This window comes from Actinocorallia sp. A-T 12471 (assembly GCF_033875155.1).
Classification (GTDB): domain Bacteria; phylum Actinomycetota; class Actinomycetes; order Streptosporangiales; family Streptosporangiaceae; genus Actinocorallia.
The window spans coordinates 226,133-243,439 of the sequence record NZ_JAWZTE010000005.1; the positions used below are offsets into that span (position 1 = coordinate 226,133).

20 protein-coding genes are annotated in these 17,307 nt (G+C 72.7%); 10 read left to right on the top strand and 10 right to left on the bottom strand.

The genetic code is table 11. The features are described 5' to 3' along the window. Positions 1-44: 44 nt before the first annotated feature. Genes R9X44_RS16545 through R9X44_RS16555 form a run of 3 tightly spaced genes read left to right on the top strand, consistent with a single transcriptional unit; the run spans position 45 to position 1,616 of the window. On the top strand, positions 45-410 hold the full coding sequence (locus R9X44_RS16545; RefSeq protein WP_319815060.1) for a hypothetical protein: 366 nt from the start codon (positions 45-47) through the stop codon (positions 408-410). Then, complete coding sequence (locus R9X44_RS16550) at positions 403-822, top strand: hypothetical protein (protein WP_319815061.1); 420 nt, start codon at positions 403-405, stop codon at positions 820-822. Before R9X44_RS16545 ends, R9X44_RS16550 begins: the two co-directional genes overlap by 8 nt. Positions 823-860: 38 nt before the next feature. Next, a complete protein-coding gene (locus R9X44_RS16555) occupies positions 861-1,616 on the top strand; it encodes a hypothetical protein (protein ID WP_319815062.1) in 756 nt (251 codons plus the stop codon). Positions 1,617-1,685: 69 nt separating this feature from the next. On the opposite strand, the gene R9X44_RS16560 is transcribed toward R9X44_RS16555, so the two are convergent. The 6 genes from R9X44_RS16560 to R9X44_RS16585 form a co-directional block, all read right to left on the bottom strand. After that, positions 1,686-1,910: a DUF5302 domain-containing protein gene (locus tag R9X44_RS16560; protein ID WP_319815063.1), complete on the bottom strand. Its 225-nt coding sequence runs from the start codon at positions 1,908-1,910 to the stop codon at positions 1,686-1,688. Positions 1,911-1,993: 83 nt separating this feature from the next. Further along, the gene (locus tag R9X44_RS16565; protein ID WP_319815064.1) at positions 1,994-3,517 is read right to left on the bottom strand and encodes an alkaline phosphatase family protein; all 1,524 of its coding nucleotides are present in this window, start codon (positions 3,515-3,517) and stop codon (positions 1,994-1,996) included. Between the two features lie 115 nt (positions 3,518-3,632). Next, entirely contained in the window at positions 3,633-4,454 is an 822-nt protein-coding gene (gene phnE / locus R9X44_RS16570; protein WP_319815065.1) for a phosphonate ABC transporter, permease protein PhnE, read from the bottom strand. Next, entirely contained in the window at positions 4,451-5,203 is a 753-nt protein-coding gene (locus tag R9X44_RS16575) for a phosphonate ABC transporter ATP-binding protein (protein ID WP_319815066.1), read from the bottom strand. The genes phnE and R9X44_RS16575 overlap by 4 nt, the downstream gene beginning before the upstream one ends. 3 nt (positions 5,204-5,206) lie before the next feature. Further along, on the bottom strand, positions 5,207-6,118 hold the full coding sequence (locus tag R9X44_RS16580) for a phosphate/phosphite/phosphonate ABC transporter substrate-binding protein (protein WP_319815067.1): 912 nt from the start codon (positions 6,116-6,118) through the stop codon (positions 5,207-5,209). 29 nt (positions 6,119-6,147) lie between these two features. Continuing rightward, the gene (locus R9X44_RS16585; RefSeq protein WP_319815068.1) at positions 6,148-7,272 is read right to left on the bottom strand and encodes a TIGR03364 family FAD-dependent oxidoreductase; all 1,125 of its coding nucleotides are present in this window, start codon (positions 7,270-7,272) and stop codon (positions 6,148-6,150) included. 145 nt (positions 7,273-7,417) lie between these two features. Between R9X44_RS16585 and R9X44_RS16590 the strand changes: the two genes are divergently transcribed. The 3 genes from R9X44_RS16590 to R9X44_RS16600 are packed head-to-tail and all read left to right on the top strand — an operon-like array spanning position 7,418 to position 9,699. After that, complete coding sequence (locus R9X44_RS16590; protein ID WP_319815069.1) at positions 7,418-8,167, top strand: GntR family transcriptional regulator; 750 nt, start codon at positions 7,418-7,420, stop codon at positions 8,165-8,167. Between the two features lie 24 nt (positions 8,168-8,191). Continuing rightward, complete coding sequence (locus R9X44_RS16595) at positions 8,192-8,854, top strand: phosphonatase-like hydrolase (protein WP_319815070.1); 663 nt, start codon at positions 8,192-8,194, stop codon at positions 8,852-8,854. A gap of 59 nt (positions 8,855-8,913) precedes the next feature. Further along, positions 8,914-9,699, top strand: a complete 786-nt coding sequence (locus R9X44_RS16600; RefSeq protein ID WP_319815071.1) for a tyrosine-protein phosphatase — start codon at positions 8,914-8,916, stop codon at positions 9,697-9,699. Here R9X44_RS16600 and R9X44_RS16605 read toward each other — a convergent pair. Genes R9X44_RS16605 through R9X44_RS16615 form a run of 3 tightly spaced genes read right to left on the bottom strand, consistent with a single transcriptional unit; the run spans position 9,692 to position 12,626 of the window. Continuing rightward, positions 9,692-10,684: a HEAT repeat domain-containing protein gene (locus R9X44_RS16605; protein WP_319815351.1), complete on the bottom strand. Its 993-nt coding sequence runs from the start codon at positions 10,682-10,684 to the stop codon at positions 9,692-9,694. The genes R9X44_RS16600 and R9X44_RS16605 overlap by 8 nt on opposite strands. Continuing rightward, positions 10,681-11,364 carry a DUF1801 domain-containing protein gene (locus R9X44_RS16610; RefSeq protein ID WP_319815072.1) on the bottom strand — a complete coding sequence of 228 codons (684 nt, stop codon included), beginning with the start codon at positions 11,362-11,364 and terminating at the stop codon, positions 10,681-10,683. Before R9X44_RS16610 ends, R9X44_RS16605 begins: the two co-directional genes overlap by 4 nt. Before the next feature lie 44 nt (positions 11,365-11,408). Further along, positions 11,409-12,626 carry a HEAT repeat domain-containing protein gene (locus R9X44_RS16615; RefSeq protein ID WP_319815073.1) on the bottom strand — a complete coding sequence of 406 codons (1,218 nt, stop codon included), beginning with the start codon at positions 12,624-12,626 and terminating at the stop codon, positions 11,409-11,411. Between the two features lie 161 nt (positions 12,627-12,787). Here R9X44_RS16615 and R9X44_RS16620 point away from each other — a divergent pair, with 161 nt between their 5' ends. Together R9X44_RS16620 and R9X44_RS16625 are read left to right on the top strand one after the other, a co-directional pair. Continuing rightward, the gene (locus R9X44_RS16620) at positions 12,788-13,465 is read left to right on the top strand and encodes a DUF402 domain-containing protein (RefSeq protein ID WP_319815074.1); all 678 of its coding nucleotides are present in this window, start codon (positions 12,788-12,790) and stop codon (positions 13,463-13,465) included. Positions 13,466-13,537: 72 nt separating this feature from the next. Then, the gene (locus tag R9X44_RS16625; RefSeq protein ID WP_319815075.1) at positions 13,538-14,776 is read left to right on the top strand and encodes an erythromycin esterase family protein; all 1,239 of its coding nucleotides are present in this window, start codon (positions 13,538-13,540) and stop codon (positions 14,774-14,776) included. A gap of 46 nt (positions 14,777-14,822) precedes the next feature. Here R9X44_RS16625 and R9X44_RS16630 read toward each other — a convergent pair whose 3' ends face one another. Continuing rightward, positions 14,823-16,028 carry a beta-ketoacyl-[acyl-carrier-protein] synthase family protein gene (locus R9X44_RS16630; protein WP_319815076.1) on the bottom strand — a complete coding sequence of 402 codons (1,206 nt, stop codon included), beginning with the start codon at positions 16,026-16,028 and terminating at the stop codon, positions 14,823-14,825. 185 nt (positions 16,029-16,213) lie between these two features. Here R9X44_RS16630 and R9X44_RS16635 point away from each other — a divergent pair, with 185 nt between their 5' ends. Both R9X44_RS16635 and R9X44_RS16640 read left to right on the top strand, forming a co-directional pair. Further along, positions 16,214-16,831 (top strand): transcriptional regulator, encoded by a 618-nt coding sequence (locus R9X44_RS16635; RefSeq protein ID WP_319815077.1) that lies wholly within the window; start codon positions 16,214-16,216, stop codon positions 16,829-16,831. Positions 16,832-16,844: 13 nt separating this feature from the next. Beyond that, complete coding sequence (locus R9X44_RS16640; RefSeq protein WP_319815078.1) at positions 16,845-17,306, top strand: DUF3291 domain-containing protein; 462 nt, start codon at positions 16,845-16,847, stop codon at positions 17,304-17,306. Position 17,307 lies beyond the last annotated feature (1 nt).

The window sequence follows — 17,307 nt, forward strand, 5'->3', positions numbered from 1 at the left end:
GGCGGTACGGTGGGTCCGCCGCATCGAGGAGGGGAGAGCAGAGCATGGTCGGCTGGCTTGCGGGGGCGCTCATCGCGGTGTCCCTGGCCGTCGCGGTGTGGTTCCTGCTCATGTCCCGCGCGGACAAGACGATCCAGGCGGTCCACCTGCTCGCGATCGCCGTGGTCGAGGCCGGGCTGCTCGCCCAGGTCGTCGTGGCGGCCGTGCGCTTGGCCGGGGGGCACGAGCCCGCCGAGCAGGCGACCTTCATCGGCTACCTGATCGGCTCGCTCGTGGTGCTGCCCGTCGGCGCGTTCCTCGCGGTGGGCGAGCGCAGCAAGTGGGGCACCGTCGCGGCCGCCGTCGCCTGCCTCACCGTCCCCGTCGTCATCCTGCGCATGCAGGACCTGTGGAGCGTCACCGGTGTCTGACACGACCTCTCAGCGCCCGGCGAAGCCGCGCGAACTCGCCTCGGGGCCCGGCCGCGCGCTCGTCGCGGTCTACGCGGTCTTCACCCTCGCGGCGGGCGCGCGCTCGGCGGTCCAGATCGCGACGCGCCTTGACGAGGCCCCGGTCGCCTACCTGCTGTCGGCGCTCGCCGCGGTGATCTACCTGCTGGCGACCGTGGCGCTGTGGAGCTCCAGGCGGTCGGTGGCGCTCGGCGCGATCGTGGTCGAGCTCGTCGGCGTCCTCGGGATCGGGCTGTTCAGCTACCTCGACCCCGGGCTGTTCCCCGAGGCGACCGTGTGGTCGCACTTCGGCTCCGGATACGGCTACATCCCCGTCGTGCTGCCCGTGCTCGGGCTGCTGTGGCTGCGCGGGGGCGCGAAACGCGTGTCGTGACGCCGGGTCACCGCGCGTGATCCTAGGATCGGTGCCCCATGGCGCACTGGTTCTCGCAGGACATCCTCGACGCGGGCAAACTGCGCCTCTTCTGCTTCTTCGTCGCGTTCATCTGCGGGTTTCTGTTCATCCGGGTGAGCGTCCGGCTGATCCGCGCCGACGTCAGATGGTGGTTCGGGAACGTCACCCCCGGCGGGCAGCACATCCACCACGTGGTCTTCGGCCTGGCGTTCATGTGCGTGGGCGGCGTCACCGGCCTCGCCGTCTCCGACGCCGAGTCGGCCTGGGCGGCGGTGGCCGCGTCGGTCTTCGGCGTCGGCATGGCCCTCGTCCTCGACGAGTTCGCCCTGGTCTTCCACCTCCAGGACGTCTACTGGAGCGAGCAGGGCCGCCTGTCGGTGGAGGTCGTGTTCATCGCGATCTCGCTGTGCGGCCTCGCCCTGCTCGGCTTCAGCCCGCTGGGCCTGGGCGGCGGCGAGGACGCCGAGGACGGCATGTGGGTCTTCGCCGGCTACCTCGTGGCCAATCTCGGCTTCTCGATCGTCTCGGTGCTGAAAGGCAAGACCTGGCTCGGCCTCGCTGGGCTGTTCATCGGCTTCCTCGCGCTGCTCGGCGCGTTCCGGCTGGCCCGTCCCGGCTCGCCGTGGGCGCGCAGGTTCTACCCGAACGGCTCGCGCAAGATGACGAGGGCGGCCCGCAGGGAGCAGCGCTACATGCGGTTCGACGACTTCACCCGGTGGCTCCAGAACCTCGTCGCCGGAGCCCCCGACGACGAGCGCAAGAAGCGCCGCTGACGCCAGACCCCGGCGGACGGCCGGGGTCCCGCGTGTCGGCGGCGCCGCGCGGAGCGGCGCCGGGGTAAGTCAGCCGCCGGCCTTGCGGCGGAAGGTGCGCTTGCCGCCCGCCTGGGCGTGGGTGCCGTGGATCTTGGACCCGCCGCGCCCGCCGCCCGCCGCGCCGTGCTGCGCGCCGCGCTTGCGCTCGAGCGCCTCGCGGAACTTGCGCTTGGCGGCCTCTTCCGGAGTCTCCTCCACCGCCTCCTCGGCGGTGGCGGAGGTGATCTGCTCGTCGTGCTCTGACTCAGCCATGACACAAGCTTGCCACGCCGCCGCACGGGTTGGTGACGGCCCCGGCGTCGCCCTTGCGGACATCCGCCGGAACACGGGGTGGATCACCCGAAAACCGGCGCGTCCACGGTCCAGTAGCCGTCGTTGCCCGCGTCGGAGAGCCGGAACTTGATCTCGGCGTTCCGCGCGCCCTCGGGGACGGAGATGGTGAACCGCACGGGCCGGGAGGGCGCGTCGGCGTCGAACCCGAGAATCCGGCGGTCAGGGCCGCCGTCGAAGGAGACGAGGACGGTGGCGCGCTGGGTTCCCCGCTGCCTGTAGTGCGAGACGAACGAGATCGGCAGGGTGCGGCGTCCCGCGACGTCGATCCTGGGCGAGACGAGGGTGCTGGTGAAGACCCCGGAATGCGGCTTGTCGGCCCATTCGTCAGGGTCGGCGACGGCGAAGACCCCGCGCGCCCTGACGTTGTTCTCGCGGTCCTGGCCGGGCTCCGCGGCGGTCCAGAACTCGTCGTTCGCCAGGGCCCAGCCGCGCCACTCCGCGACGCCGCCGACGCCCATCGCGCCGTCGTCGACGCGCCAGCCGGTCGGGAACGTCTTGGTCCAGCCGGGGGTCTCGGGGGGAATGCCCGACTCGTCCTGGCGGGCGGCGAGCAGCGGGGCCTGGGCGTCGAACGGGTCGGCGGGTGCGGCGCCGGTGAGGGGCCGTCCGTCGAGGTGCGCGGGCGGTGGGACGCCGAGCCAGTCGAGCGCGGTCGCCGCGACGTCCACGTTCTTGGCCTTGACCGCGGGGGAGGAGACGGGAATCCCCGGCCCGGCGGCGATGACGAACGAGCCGCGCTCCAGCTTGGAGCCGCCGCCGTGCCCGCCCGCGTCGGTGTGGCCGTGGTCGCTGGTGACGACGAACAGCCACTCCTCGCGGTCGTAGGTCGGGCGGCTCTTCACCGCGTCGATGACCGCGCCGATCCGCGCGTCCGTCGCGCGCAGGGCGGCGGCGTAGGCGTCGCTCGCCCCGCCCGACGCGTGGCCCGCGGCGTCGACCTCGCCGAAGAAGACGAACGACGCGTGCGGCCCCTTGTCGCGCAGGTGGGCCGCCGCGTCGTCGCGGATCTCGTCGTCCTGTGAGGCGTAGCCGTGCGCCGCGCCGTCGAGGACGAGTTCGCGGTCCACGCCGGGCCGGATGATCGTCTGGCCGATCGGCTTCCAGTCGACCGCCGCGTACGTGCCGAACGTGCTGTCGTACGCCTCGGTGAGGTGCAGGAACGTCGGGTTCGCGGCCAGGGCGTGGTCCTGGAAGCGGTTGTCGGCGACCCGGTGCTTGTCCGGCCAGGTGCCGGTGAGGACCGTCGCCCAGCCGGGGCCGGAGGACGTCTTGGCGAGCGGGCGCGCGTACAGCCAGGTCGGCGAGGCGTAGCCGGACGCGACGAGGCCGTCGAGGGCAGGCAGGTCGAGCGACTCGACCTTGTCCCAGCGGACGCCGTCGATCCCGAAGACCACGACGTGCCGGTTCTTCGGCACGGCGGCCCCGGCGGGCGCGGACAGCGGCGCGAACGCCGTCGCGGTGAGGGCCGCGGCCCCGGAGACGGCGACGGCCGCGGCGCCCGCGACGGCGAGGAGGGGGTACTTCACTTGTGGGGTCCTTCGATGGGCATGAGGAAGAGACGTCAGGACGGGGGCGTCCGGACGGTCCGGTTTTCTCAGGCGCGCGAGTGAGGACCGGGGGTGGGCCGAGGGGTAGGGCCGCCTAGACGGCGATGCGGCGCCGGACCAGAGCCGAAGCCTGGTCGACGGCGATGACAAGAACGAGCACGACGAGGATATGGGTAGCCATCTGGTCGAAGCGGAACAATTTGATCGACTGGTTGATCAAGAAACCGATGCCGCCCGCGCCGACGAGCCCGAGCACGAGGGACGCGCGGACGTTCACGTCGAACCGGTACAGCAGCAGCCCGACGAGCTGCGGCAGGACCGTCGGCAGCACGGCGTGCAGCGCGGTCTGCAGCCGGGAGGCCCCCAGGACCCGCATCGCCTCGCGCGGCCCTGGGTCGCTCTCCTCCATCGCCTCGGCCCACAGCTTGCCCATGACCCCGGTGTTGTGCACGACGAGCGCGAGCACCCCGGCGAACGGCCCGAGGCCGACGGCGGTCACGAAGATGAGCGCGAAGACCACGTCGGGCACCGAGCGCAGGAACGACAGCAGCGAGCGGGCCGCCTGGTAGGAGGCCGTTCCGTACGCGGTGACGCGCGCGGCCAGCACCGCGAGCACGAGCGCGAACGGGATCGACAGCGTCGTGCCGAGCAGCCCGATGTACAGCGTGACGGCGGCGGCCTCGAGGCTCGGCCCGAGCACGGTGTCCCAGTCGAAGTCGGGCGGCAGCGCGTCGGCGACGAACGAGGCCATCCCGCGCCAGCCCTGCGCGAGCGCGGTCAGCGAGAACCCTGTGCCCTGCCAGGCGAGGACGTGTACGCCGAGCAGGACGGCGGCGACGGTCCACACCGTCGGGGAGGGGAGGCGGCGGCGCGGCGGCTCAAGGACGGGACCCGCCTTGCTCAGGGGTGCGGTCATCGGACTTCCTGCTCGGCGGGCACGGGTTCGGGGGAGAACTTGTCGGGTGCGTGTTCGTCGGGCGCGTAGAGGCGGTCGACGTCGTGGTCGCCGACCGCCGAGGCGGGGGCGTCGAGGTCGATCCTGCCGCCGAGCAGCCCGACGATCCGGTCGGCATGTGCGCGGGCCAGCGCGGGCTGGTGCAGCACGGCGGCGACGGCGAGGCCGTCACGGGCGAGCTCGGCGAGCAGCGCGACGACCTGCTCGGCGGCCTTCGGATCGAGCGCCGAAACGGGTTCGTCGGCGAGCAGCAGCGTCGCGCGCTGGCACAGCGCCCGCGCGATCGCGACGCGCTGCTGCTGGCCGCCGGACAGGCGGCGCGCGGGTTCGGCCGCGCGGTCGGCGAGGCCCACCCGGTCGAGGCAGGCCATCGCCTCCTCGCGGAGCGCCCGGGGGAACAGCGCCGGAGTGAGCGACCTGCGCAGCGGCAGCCTGCCGAGCGCCCCGGCGCACACGTTGTCCAGCGCGCTACGGCGGCCGACCAGGTGGATCTTCTGGAAGACCATCGCGGCGACGCCGTCGCCGCCCACCTCGATCGCGCCCGCGGTGGGCGTCTCGAGGCCGACGACGCAGCGCAGCGCGGTCGACTTGCCCGAGCCGTTGGCCCCGAGCACCGCGAGGAACTCCCCGGCGGCGACGTCGAGGTCGATTCCGGCGAGGACGGTGCGCGCGCCGAACTCCTTGCGCAGCCCCCGGACGCGGAGCGTCATCGCCTAGACGTCCTTCTCGGTCAGGCCGAGCTTGTCGGCGAGGTCGAACAGCGGCCGGTAGGTGTCCTTGGTGACCGCGACGAGCGGTCCGGGCGGGGTGACGTCGAGGAACGCGCCGACCTGGGCGACGGCGTCGGCGTCGAGGCCGAGGAGCGCGTCGGCGACCTTCTTCTTGAAGGCCGGGTCGAGGGACGAGGCGACGGTGATCGGGTCGTTCGGGATCGGGTCGGAGGTCCAGACCTGCCGGAACTTCGACCTGTCGAACTGGCCGGCGGCCTCGGCGGTGGCGAGCTGCTGGCTGTTGATCTCGGCCGAGTCGACCTTGCCGTTGGTGAGCGCGAGCAGCGCCTCGGGGTGCCCGCCCGCGTAGTTGAGCTTGACGTCGGCCTCGGCGATCCCGGCCTGGGCGAGCGCGTAGCGGGGGAGCGCGTCGCCGGAGGTGGAGCCCGCGCTGGACAGAGCCAGCGACTTGCCCTTGAGGTCGGCGATCGACTGGATCGGGGAGTCGGCGGGCACCCAGATGCCCGCGGTGTAGGTGGTGAGCGCGCCGGAGGCGTCGGCGAACGAGGCGAGCGGCTCCGCGCCCGCCTTGGTGCTGGCGAACACATACCCGAGCGGGCCGAACTGGGCGAGCTCGAGCTGGCCGTTGCGCATCGCGAGGACCTCGGCCGAGTAGTCCTCGACGACCTGGAGCTCGACGGGACAGCCGAGCTTCTCCTCGAGGGCCTTGGCCAGCACCCCGTAGGCGGGCTTGAGCTTGGCCGGGTCCTCGTAAGGCTCTACGCCGAAGCGGACCTTCCCGTTCGGGCAGGCTCCTCCGGACGCCTCGGTGGTGGACTCCCCTCCGCCGCAGGCGGCGAGGAGGGGCAGGACGGCGAGGGCCGTCACGGCGGTGAGGCGAAGCAGGGACTTCATGGTTCTCTCCGTTCGGAGGATGAGGGATCTCAGGGGATGAGGTCTTGCAGGACCTCGGGCGCGAGCCCGAGAGCTGTGGTCATGCCGATGCCGGAGGTGACCGAGACGAGCCGGACCCCTTCGGCGGGCGAGGCGATCAGGAAGGGTTCGGGCGCCGCCGCGTAGACGCCGCGCCAGCGTTCCCTGACCGTCAGGGAGCCGACGCCGAGCAGCCGCGCGGTCTCGGCCAGGACGACGGCGTCGAGCTCCTCGGCCCGGTAGGGGGCGACGTCGGAGGCGTAGGCGTGGGTGTCGCCGATCGTGAGGTCGCCGTCGGGGAGCTGGGTGAGCATGAGGTTCACCCCGGCGTCCAGCAGGCCGGGGTCGTCGCGCTCGAACCGCGCGCGCACGGCGGCGAGGGACGGGCAGGCGGCGAACCCGTCGTAGCGCAGCAGGGACAGGCCGGTGAGGACCGCGGGTTCGATCGGGCGGGCGTGCGGGTCGCGGACGCGCAGCATGTGCAGCGAGCAGCGGGCCACGCCCGCGTCGGCGGCGAGGTCGGGGAAGTGGCGGTCGACGTCGTGGCCGACCGCGACGACCACGTGCCGCGCCCTGACCGTCCCGCGTGAGGTGCCCACCTCGCCGGGGCCGATCGTGTGCGCGGCGGTCGCCCAGTGGAACCTGACGCCGCGCGCGGCGAGCGCCGCGGCGAGCGCGGGCGCGGCCTGGCGCGGGTTGACCCGTACGTCGAGGGGGAGGAACGCGCCGCCTACGACGCCGTCGCCGAGCGTCACCCGCGCGCGGGTCTCGGCCGTGTCCAGCAGCCGCACATGGTCGGGGCCGCGCAGCTCGGCGAACTCGCGCAGCACCGCGAGCTCGTCGTCGGCCCGCGCGACGACCACGGTGCCGGTCGGCCGGGCCCACACGCCCTCGGCGGCGAGGCCGAGCCAGATCTCGCGGGCGGCCATCGCGTAGCGCAGCGCCGCGCCGTCCTGCGCGGTGGCGCAGCCGTGGCCGAAGTTGCGCACCGACGCGCCGCGCGGCCCTGCGTCGCGTTCCACGACCGCGACGCTGATGCCGCGTTCCACGGCGGCCAGGGCATGGGCGAGGCCGACGATCCCGGCCCCCACGACCACAAGGTCGACCTCGTCGAGTTGAGTGCGCAAACTTGTCATGACAAGAAGCCTCGCGAGCCGACGAAGCCCACGTCAACAGTCGCGGGAGAAGTACGCCAGTCGTTCACCCAGTGTTAAGGATGTCCTCGTCAAAGGGCAGAAATTCACTCTCCCCAAGGCGGTGGACGCCTGTATAGTCAAGTTCATGGAACTTCCCCTGCACGAGCGGATCGCGGTGGACCTGCGGCGGCGGATCGCCACGGGCGAACTCGCCGTGGGCGACCCCGTGCCCTCCGAGGCGCAGCTCTGCGCGCAGTGGGGGGCCTCGCGCGGCCCCGTCCGCCAGGCCCTCGCGGCGCTGCGCGCGGAGGGGATGGTCGGCGGCGGGCGCGGCAAGCCGCCCGTCGTGCTGCGCCAGTCGCTCGGCCAGCCGTTCGCCACGTTCATGTCGTTCTCGCGCTGGGTGCACGGCCTCGGCCGCACCCCCGGCCAGCGCACCCAGGAGATCGCGCTGCGCCGCGCCACCGCCGACGTGGCCGACGCGCTCGACCTCGAGGAGGGCGCGCTTGTCGTCCAGCTGCTGCGGCTGCGCCTCATCGACGACGCCCCCACCATGCTCGAGCGGACCACGTTCACCGAGCCGGTCGGCCGCCTCCTGCTCGACTTCGACTGCGACTCCGGCTCCCTGTACGCCCACCTCGCCGACCAGGGCGTCGACATGTCCCTGGCCAGGCACCACATCGACGCGGTCGCCGCCGACGAGACCGACAGCGCGCTCCTTCAGGTCCCCGAAGGGTTCCCGCTGCTACGCGAGTGCCGGATAGCGCGCGGCGCGGACGGCAGTCCCGTCGAGTACTCCGACGACCGCTACCGGCCCGACAAGGTCGGCTTCACCATCGAGAACTCCCAGGCGGCGCAGCCCGCGCTGCTGCGGAGCTGGCAGGCGTCGTCCTGACGACGCCGGAAACGGAAGACCCCCATGATCGAACTCGTCGCCTGTGACGTCGCGGGCACGACCGTGCAGGAGCACGGAGCCGTCTACGTGGCGTTGCGCGAGGCCGTGGAAGCCGCGGGAGCGACACCGAGTGACGCCGACATAGACCGCGCGATGGGCGCGGACAAGAGGGAGGCGATTTACGCGCTGCTCGGGGGCCCGTCGCCCGGGACCGTCGAGGACGTGTTCGCCGACTTCCACGCAAGGCTCACCGCCGCCTACGCGGCCCGCAGGCCCGAGCCCCTTCCCGGGGTGGAGAAGGCGTTCACCGTTCTGCGCGAGGCGGGGATCAAGGTCGCGCTGACCACCGGCTTCGACAGGTCGATCACCGACGCGATCCTCGACCGGCTCGGCTGGGACTCCTCGGTCGTCGACGCCGTCGTGTGCGCCGACGACGTCGCGGCGGGCCGGCCCGCGCCCTACATGATCTTCCGTGCGATGGAACTCACAGGCGTGCGCGCGGTGTCGTCGGTGCTCACCGCGGGTGACACCGTGCTCGATCTGCGCGCCGGATCGAACGCGGGCGCGGCGTATGTCGTCGGGGTGCTGACCGGGGCGATGAACGCCGGGCAACTGGGGGTTGAACGGCACACGCACCTTCTCCCCGGCGTCGCCGACGTGCCCGCGCTCCTCGGCCTGGGTGGGTGATAAGCCGCTTTCCGGGTGGTTTAGTCTGCCTGCGACGATCACGTGGAGAGGAGCAGGGGATGGCTGACAACGGGGGCCTGAGCCTGGGGCTGGAGACCGCGCCCAACGCACGCGACCTGGGCGGGTACGCCACGGCAGACGGCCGGGCCGTCCGCCCCGGCCTCGTGCTGCGCACCGAGGCGCTGCACCAGCTGAGCGACGCCGACATCGCCCGGCTGCGCGCCCTCGGCGTCCGTGACGTCGTGGACTTCCGGGGCGCGCCGGAGATCGCGATGAGCGGCGAGGACCTGCTCCCCGACGGGACCTCCTACCACCACCTGCCCGTCGTCGCCGAGGACCACGACATCTACGCCCTCATCGCCCCGCTGGTCATCGACCCCGACCCCGAGCTCCAGCGGCGCACCCTCGCCGACGGCCGCGCCGAGGCGATCATGGTCGACCTGTACCGCTGGTTCGTCACCGACGCCGAGGCCCGCGAGCCGTTCGCCCGGGCCCTGTCCCTGGTCGAGCGCGCCGAGACCCCCGTCCTGTTCCACTGCACGGCGGGCAAGGACCGCACAGGCTGGATGGCGGCCCTGCTCCTGACCGCCCTCGACGTCCCCCGCGAGACGATCATGGCCGACTACCTGCTCACCAACGAGCGCCAGGCCAACCTCACCGACCTGTTCAAGGGCAGGGCGAGCCCCATCGACCCCGCCCTCCTCGCCCCCCTCCTCGACGTCCGCGCCCCCTACCTGGAGGCCGCCTTCGACCAGGCGGAGAAAGACCACGGCTCCGTCGAGGACTTCCTCACCGACGCCCTGGGCGCGGACCCCGACCGCCTCCGCTCCCGCCTCCTCACCTGACCTCCAACGCCGGGACGACCCTGCGCAGATTCACCAGCACAGTCGGATCCTCCTCCGCCTCGAGCAGCCGGGCCAGCACCGGACGCAACCCGCTCAACCCGCGCTTCTCGGCCGCCTGGACGGCGGTCCACCGGACGCGGGCTTCGGGATCGGCGAGCGCGCCCGCCACAAGCCCCGTGACGTCCCCGTGCGCCTCCCGGAGCCCGTGGACGGCGGCCACCCGCACCCCCACGTCCACGGACCGCACAAGCGGCGCCACGTCCGCGACAGTCAGCGCGCCGGCTTCCTGGAGCGCGAGGACCGCCGCGGCGACGACCGCGCCCACGGGATCGGCCAGCAGCCCTCTGGCGAGGCCGGGAAGATCCGCGCATCCCAGCGCGCTGAGCGTGCCGAGCGCCATCCGGCGCGTCTCGGCCTCCGGATGGGTGAGCGCGCCCCGCACCGCCGACACCGCCTCCCCGATCCGCAGCCGCCGCGCCGTCCACAGGGCCGCGGCCCGCACCCGCGCGTCGGGGTCGCCGACCGCCGCGACGACGGCACGCCGCCCCGCCTCAGAGACCTCAGGCAGCGCGTTGAACGAGGACACGGCCCGCGCCCGCCGCGCCGGATCGGCATCCCGCGCCCCCGCGACGAACGCGACTTCGCCGCCGAGCAGCCTGTCATGGAAGAACGTCGTGCCGTAGCCCGCGATCACATCGTCAAGCCAGCGCTCGTACCAGGCGAGGAAATCCACGTCGTCAAGGACGAGGGGCGCGAGCCCTCCGTCGAGGTCGACCCGGACGAGCCGCCCGCGCGCCGGTCCCGTCACGACGAGCAGGGTGTAGAGGGCGCAGCCACCGTGCACCACCGCCAGGGCGCCTCGGCAGTGCTCGGCGTCGTCGCCCTCCCGGTCGTACAGCTCATCCCACCACTGCGGCCCGTAGACGCGGTCGGCCTCGAACGGACTCGCCTCGGCGAGCCGGCTTACCGGGTCGTCCACGATCATGCCTGCGGCGTCGGCCAGCGGCAGCACCCCGTAGTCGGGTCCCGCGCCCCCGTCCCCGAACTCGGTGACGAACGCGCGGTAGGGCTCCGGCAGGCGCACCCCGTGCGCGCGCTCGAACGCCGCGACGTCGGCCTCGGGCAGCGGAGGCCGCATCCGGAACCCGTGTGCCTTCGCCCCGAAGACGTCGCCGCTTCCCGGGAGTTCCGCCGCCCGCCGCAGCTTCTCGCGCAGCCTTGCGAACACCTCGTCCATGCCGCGCATCCTGGCGGAGGCCGCAGCGCTCCGCCACCGGATTTCGGGCCGCTCGGGTCGGCTAAGCAGGGGATGCCGGGGGCGGCGGCGGTGGCGCGGAGGAGGTCGCGCAGGAGGGGGTAGTCGATCTTGGCGGGGGTGGTGAAGCGGAGGCACGCCTTGCCGACGTCGTGGGGGGCCAGGCGGTCGGCGAAGGCGGCGCGGACGTCGGTGCGCAGCAGGTAGAAGGAGATATAGCGCTTCTGGGCGGCGAAGGCGATCTCCGCGCCGTGCTCGCGGGCGTAGGCGGGCATGCCGTAGGACATCTCCTCGGTGAAGCCGGGGAGTTCGGCGAGGCAGAGCGCGCGGATCCGCTCGATCGCCTCGCGGCGGGCCTCGGGGACCTCCGCGACGTATGCCGCGACGGTCGCGGCGCTGCTCTGGACCATGGCCGGAGGATAGATGACGCCCCTGACAGAATCCGACACCCGCGTCAGCCGGGGTCCTTCTCCTGCCAGCGGAGCAGGCTGTTGCGCACGAGCACGTCGGTCTCGGTGGCCAACAGCGCGGCGATCGCGGGCCGCAGCTCGGGCAGGCGCAGGCGCTCGGCGGAGTGGACCGCGCCCGACCTGACCTCGGGCACCGGGTCGGCGAAGGCCGCAGCGATCAGGTCGGCGACGCCCGCGCCGCGCGCCTTGTGCAGGCTCCACGCCCCGGTGATCCGGATCTTCGGATCGTCGGAGGACAGCAGCGGGGCCGCGTCGTCGGCGGTGTAGTCGGCGAGGTCCTGGAGCGTCCAGACCGCGCGCGCGACCACGTCCCGCGACGTGTCCCGCAGCGCCGCGCGGGCGAGCGCGGCGGCGTCGGGGACGGCGAGGGCGGCGAGCGCGCCCAGCGCCGCCTCGCGCACCCCGGGATCGGCGTCGGCGAGCGCGTCCCGGGCGGCTGCCTCGGCCTCGCCGATCCGCTGGTACCGCGCCGTGTACAGGGCGGTCCGCCGCACCGCCGCGTCGGCATCCCCCACGGCCTCGGCCACCGCCCGCCGCGCCGACGCCGAGAGCTCGGGCGGCGCGCTGAACGACAGGACGGCCTGCCGCCGCACCGCCGCGTCGGGGTCACCGGCCGCCGCAAGGAACTCCGCCTCACCGCCCGGCAGCTTCAGGGCGAAGTAGCGCAGGTCGTATCCGGCGAGCAGCTCGTCAAGCCAGCGTTCGTACCAGGCGAGGAAGTCGGCGTCTTCGAGGACGCGCGGCGCGCTGTGCTCCGCGGCGTCCACCCGGACCAGGCGGCCGCGCGCGGGTCCGGTCACGACGAGCAGCGTGTAGATACCGCCACCGCCGTGGTTGACCGCGAGCGCGCCACGGTAGTACTCGGCGTCGTCGCCCTCCCGCTCGAGGAACTCCTCGCACCACTCGTCGTCATAGCGGCGGCCGGGGACGAACGGGCTCGGCTTGGCGAGGTGCCCGTCGAGGTCCGCCACGACCTCCGCCCAGGCGCGGCGCAGCGGCAGCACGCCAAGGTCGGGTCCGGCCCCGCCGTCGCCGAACCCCGTGACGAACGCCCGGTACGCCGCCGGAAGCCGCACCCCGTGCTCGGCCTCGAACGCCGCGACGTCGGCCTCCGGCAGCGCCGCGTTCAGGTGCCCGGGCCCGCCCGGCCGCGCCGCCGCCCCGGCGAGTTTGGCCCGCAGCCGCGCGAGAACCCCGTCCATGCCGCCTCCCGTGCGCCCCCTGGCCGACCCGTCGCGCCGATTATGCAGCCGCGGGAACCCGACACGCGCGTTCCGGTCATCACCGGACGATCAAGGACGGGTCGGGCACGGTCGTGGTCGGGCGCGGGAATGTCCCGCGCCGGATCTGGTTCAATCCGTTCATGACGATGCAGCAGGACCCGGCGACGACGAGGTTCACCCCGGGACAGGAGATCTTGCATCGGCACTTCACGGGGGACAGGCTCGTCTACGTGCGGGCCGTGCGGGTCGTCGCCCACGACGACCTCGGCCTCAGGCTGTGGATCCCGCGGAACACGCCGATGTCGGCGACCATGACGGCCGACGGCCGGGGCCTGCGTGACATGCCCTTCGCCGAGTGGGTCACCGTGGAGCGCGAGCTGACGCCGATGCGCTGGACCGGACCCGACATCTTCATGTACACCCCGCCCGACGCCGCCCACTCGGTGATGTTCTTCTGGTACCCGCGCGACAAGTTCTTCGGCTGGTACGTGAACCTCGAGGAACCCGGCGTCCTCTGGCAGGACGAGCACGCGGCAGGGGTCGACATCACCGACCAGGACCTGGACATGTGGGTCAACCGCGACCTGAGCTGGTCCTGGAAGGACGAGCACGAGCTGGAAGAGCGGCTGAACTTCCCCGACCACTACTGGGTGGACGACGCCGACGCCGTCAGGGCCGAGGGCCTGCGCGTCGCGGAGCTAATCGAGAAGGGCGCGTTCCCGTTCGACGGCACATGGTGCGACTTCAGGCCCGACCCGTCATGGTCGCTGTCGCAGTCCCTGCCGCCCGGCTGGGACCGTCCACGGGCGCGGGGCTAGGGAAGCCGATGTCCGGAGGCGGCCGCCCGCACGCTTGACCTCAAGCGCGCTTGACGTCCGAGGCTCGGCGTCATGACACCCACAGACGCCGAACGCGCGGCAGTGCTCAAGTGGATCGAGACGGCCGCCCACCCCCTGACGACGGTCGACCCGGCCGCCCCCCTGGACGACCTCCGCCCCCTCCTCGCCATGGTCGGCGACGCGTCAATCGTCGGCTACGGCGCGGGCACGCGCGGCGCGCACGAGCTGTTCACGCTCCAGACGCGCATCGCAAGGCTCCTCGTGGAGGAGGGCGCCTTCCGAGCTGTCGCCTTGGAGGTGGACACGAGCCTCGGCCTACGCCTTGACGAGTACGTCCGCACAGGCCGCGGAGACCCGAACGCCCTCCTCAAGGCAGCGGGCCCGCTGGCCGCCACCGAGGAGGTGTTCGGCCTCCTGTCCTGGATGCACGCCTTCAACCGGGACCACCCGGAACGTCCGGTCCGCCTGGTCGGCATCATCCCCGGGATAGCGGACGCCGACCTGCTCGACGGGATCATCGCCCACATAAGCGAGGTCGCGCCCTCCCGCGTCCACGAAGTCGAAGCCCTCTACGCCGAACTACGCCCGACCCCTGAAGAGGACCCCTTCACCTACATTGGCCGTCTCCGCAAGAGACAGGACATCAAGGAACGCGCCCGTGACGCCCACCTGCTCGTCGCGGAGCTGACGGCCGACTCCTGGACGGTCCACAGCGCCCGTCTCGTCGTGCAGTTCCTTGAGCTCCACGACCACGACGCCCCGCCTGATGACCCGCACAACATGGCCTGCCTTGAGCGGTGCTACGCCGAGAACCTTTCCTGGTGGCACGCCCACCTCGGAGAGAAGGCGCTGTGGTGGACGTCGAGTTCGCACTCCTCCAACGGCCCCGGGAGGGCGATGCGCTTCCCGCCCGCGCCCGCCCGCGCGCTGCCCAACGCCGGAGGGTTCCTGCGCGAACGCCTCGGCCCCGGCTATGTTTCGATCGGCCTGACCTTCCAGCGCGGCGAGCTGAACGCCTACGCGGGCGGGCGGACGTACCAGGTGCCCGACGCGGCCCCCGAACTGTTCGAGTCCTTCCTCGCCTCCGGCGACTTCCTGCTCGACCTGCGCGCCGACGGCCCCCCGGAGGCGGCGGCCTGGCTTACCCGGCCCGCCTTCTTCCGCGCTATCGGCCCCGTCTACGACCCCGCGAACGACGCGGCGCACCACATGACCGGCGGATCGCCCGCCGAGTGGTTCGAGATCGTCCTCCACCTCGGCGAAGTCACGCCGACCCGTCAACTGCCCTGAACACGCGAAGGGCCCGCCGCACGCGCGACGGGCCCTAGGCGAGGTGTCAGGGGGTGAAGACGAGCGAGACGTTGTGCCCGCCGAAGCCGAAGCTGTTGGCGACCGCCGCGCGCACCGGCATCTCCCGGGACGCGCCCACCGCGATCTCCACCTTGATCTCCGGGTCGATCTCGTTCAGGTTGAGCACCCCGGGCACGATCCCGTCGCGGACCGACAGCATCGCGCTCATCGCGCCGAGCGCGCCGCTCGCGCCGATGAGGTGGCCGGTCATCGACTTGGTCGCGGTGACGACGGGGTGGGTGCCGAGCGCCGTCGCGATCGCCTCGGCCTCGGCGACGTCGCCCTGCGGGGTCGAGGTCGCGTGCGCGTGGACGTGGTCCACGTCGAGCGGAGACAGCCCCGCGTCGCCCAGGGCGATGCCGATGGCCCGCGCCTGGCCCTCGGGGTCGGAGGCGGTGATGTGGGCCGCGCTCGAGGTGATCCCGGACCCGGCGACCCGGCCGTGGATCCGCGCGCCGCGCGCCTTGGCGAACTCCTCGCTCTCCAGCACCATGACCGCCGCGCCCTCGCCCATGACGAACCCGTCGCGGGTGACGTCGAACGGGCGCGAGGCCGTCGCGGGGGAGTCGTTGCGGGTCGACAGCGCGCGCATCTGGGCGAACGCCGTCATCGTCAGGTGGTGGACGCACGCCTCGGCCCCGCCGGCGACGACGACGTCCGCCTTGTTCAGCCGGATGAGGTCGGCCGCGAACGCGATCGCCTCGGCCCCCGCCGCGCAGGCGCTGACCGGGGTGCGCGCGCCGCCCTTCGCGCCGAGCTCCATGCTGACGTAGGCCGACGGCCCGTTCGGCATGAGCATCGGGATCGTGTTCGGCGACACCCTGCGGGCTTTGCCGTCGAGGATCATCTCGTACTGCTCGAGCATGGTGATCGCGCCGCCGATGCCGGTGCCGATCACCACGGCGAGGCGCACCGGGTCGACCTCGGGCTCGCCGGCGTCCTTCCACGCCTCGCGGGAGGCGATCAGCGCCATCTGCTCGACCCGGTCGAGGCGGCGCGCCTCGTGCCTGGGGATCAGCTCGGTCGGCTCCACGAGGAGCCTCCCGGCGATCTTGGAGGGCAGCTCGGCAGCCCACTCGTCCTCGATCAGGGTCACGCCCGACTTGCCCGCGAGCAGGCCCGCCCATGTCGAGGGAAGGTCACCGCCCAGCGGGGTTGTCGCGCCGAGGCCGGTGACGACCGCTTCACGCATGCTGTCTCCCGTATAGATCGCACAAACGCCGTTCGTCGGTGGGCGAACGGCGTTCCATCCTGGGAACCGAGTCTGCCAGGGGAGAGGGCGGGTGGCCCTACAGATCATCCACGAAGCTGACCCGGGGCCGTTTGTAGGTTCACCACAACGATTCGTCAATGGAAGTTGGTTTTAGAATTGTCCCCGTGGACATCGAAGCGATCGCGCTCCTCCAAGATCCCGTACGCCGCCGTCTTTACGAGTTCGTGGCGGGCGCGGGAGCCGACGTCGGGCGCAACGAGGCGTCGTCCGCCGCCGGGGTCTCCCGTACGCTCGCCGCCTTCCATCTCGACAAGCTCGTCGAAGGGGGGCTGCTCGACGCCGTCTTCCGTAGGCCGGAGGGCAGGGCCGGGCCGGGGGCGGGCCGTCCTGCCAAGTACTACAGGCGGGCGGAGACGGAGTTCACCGCGAGCGTGCCCCCTCGGGACTACCGGGGTGTGGCGTCTCTGCTGGCGGAGACGGTCGCCGAGGCGGGCCTTGACGACCGGGCCGTCGAAGCGGCGAGGGAGGCGGGGCGCGCAGGCGAGCGGGAGCCCTTGCTGGACGTACTGCGCGCGCGGGGATACGTGCCCCTGGAGCGCGACGAGCAGGTCCGCCTGCTCAACTGCCCGTTTCACGCGCTGGCCGAGGAGTTCCCGCCGCTGGTGTGCGCGATGAACCTCGCCCTGCTCGAAGGGCTCGCCGAAGGCACGTCCTGGAGGGCGCGGATGGCCCCCGGGGCGGGCCGCTGCTGCGTCGCGCTTTCTAAAACCAACGAAGTTTGACATATTGGGTCCCATGCAGCTCGCCGTCGTCAACGTCGCCCGCGCCCTCGCCCCCACCGACTCGCCCGTCCTCGCCGAGTTCATGGCCGGCCTCGAACCGGTCAACGCGCTCGCCGACCGGTCGCCGGGCTTCGTCTGGCGGCTCGTGGACGACGACGGCGGGGACGCCACGTCCCTGCGGCCCTACGACGACGACCGCGTCCTGATCAACCTCGCCACCTGGACGTCGGTGGACGCGCTCTTCGACTTCACCTACCGGACCGTCCACCTGGAGTTCGTCCGCCGCCGCAGGGAGTGGTTCGAGCACCTCGGCGAGCCCGTCGTCGCCCTGTGGTGGGTGCCGGACGGCCACCGGCCCACCCCCGCCGAGGCGGTCTCACGCCTGGAGATCCTGCGCGCCCACGGCCCGTCGCCTGAGGCGTTCACCTTCCGCGACCGTTATCCGGCCCCCGCGCTCGACCCCACCGCGTCCTAGA

Coding starts and splice junctions, on each gene's coding strand:
- R9X44_RS16545 (WP_319815060.1), top strand. CDS start 45: ATGGTCGGCTGGCTTGCGGGGGCGCTCATCGCGGTGTCCCTGGCCGTC.
- R9X44_RS16555 (WP_319815062.1), top strand. CDS start 861: ATGGCGCACTGGTTCTCGCAGGACATCCTCGACGCGGGCAAACTGCGC.
- R9X44_RS16560 (WP_319815063.1), bottom strand. CDS start 1,910: ATGGCTGAGTCAGAGCACGACGAGCAGATCACCTCCGCCACCGCCGAG.
- phnE (WP_319815065.1), bottom strand. CDS start 4,454: ATGACCGCACCCCTGAGCAAGGCGGGTCCCGTCCTTGAGCCGCCGCGC.
- R9X44_RS16575 (WP_319815066.1), bottom strand. CDS start 5,203: ATGACGCTCCGCGTCCGGGGGCTGCGCAAGGAGTTCGGCGCGCGCACC.
- R9X44_RS16580 (WP_319815067.1), bottom strand. CDS start 6,118: ATGAAGTCCCTGCTTCGCCTCACCGCCGTGACGGCCCTCGCCGTCCTG.
- R9X44_RS16585 (WP_319815068.1), bottom strand. CDS start 7,272: ATGACAAGTTTGCGCACTCAACTCGACGAGGTCGACCTTGTGGTCGTG.
- R9X44_RS16590 (WP_319815069.1), top strand. CDS start 7,418: ATGGAACTTCCCCTGCACGAGCGGATCGCGGTGGACCTGCGGCGGCGG.
- R9X44_RS16595 (WP_319815070.1), top strand. CDS start 8,192: ATGATCGAACTCGTCGCCTGTGACGTCGCGGGCACGACCGTGCAGGAG.
- R9X44_RS16600 (WP_319815071.1), top strand. CDS start 8,914: ATGGCTGACAACGGGGGCCTGAGCCTGGGGCTGGAGACCGCGCCCAAC.
- R9X44_RS16605 (WP_319815351.1), bottom strand. CDS start 10,684: ATGATCGTGGACGACCCGGTAAGCCGGCTCGCCGAGGCGAGTCCGTTC.
- R9X44_RS16610 (WP_319815072.1), bottom strand. CDS start 11,364: ATGGTCCAGAGCAGCGCCGCGACCGTCGCGGCATACGTCGCGGAGGTC.
- R9X44_RS16615 (WP_319815073.1), bottom strand. CDS start 12,626: ATGGACGGGGTTCTCGCGCGGCTGCGGGCCAAACTCGCCGGGGCGGCG.
- R9X44_RS16620 (WP_319815074.1), top strand. CDS start 12,788: ATGACGATGCAGCAGGACCCGGCGACGACGAGGTTCACCCCGGGACAG.
- R9X44_RS16625 (WP_319815075.1), top strand. CDS start 13,538: ATGACACCCACAGACGCCGAACGCGCGGCAGTGCTCAAGTGGATCGAG.
- R9X44_RS16630 (WP_319815076.1), bottom strand. CDS start 16,028: ATGCGTGAAGCGGTCGTCACCGGCCTCGGCGCGACAACCCCGCTGGGC.
- R9X44_RS16640 (WP_319815078.1), top strand. CDS start 16,845: ATGCAGCTCGCCGTCGTCAACGTCGCCCGCGCCCTCGCCCCCACCGAC.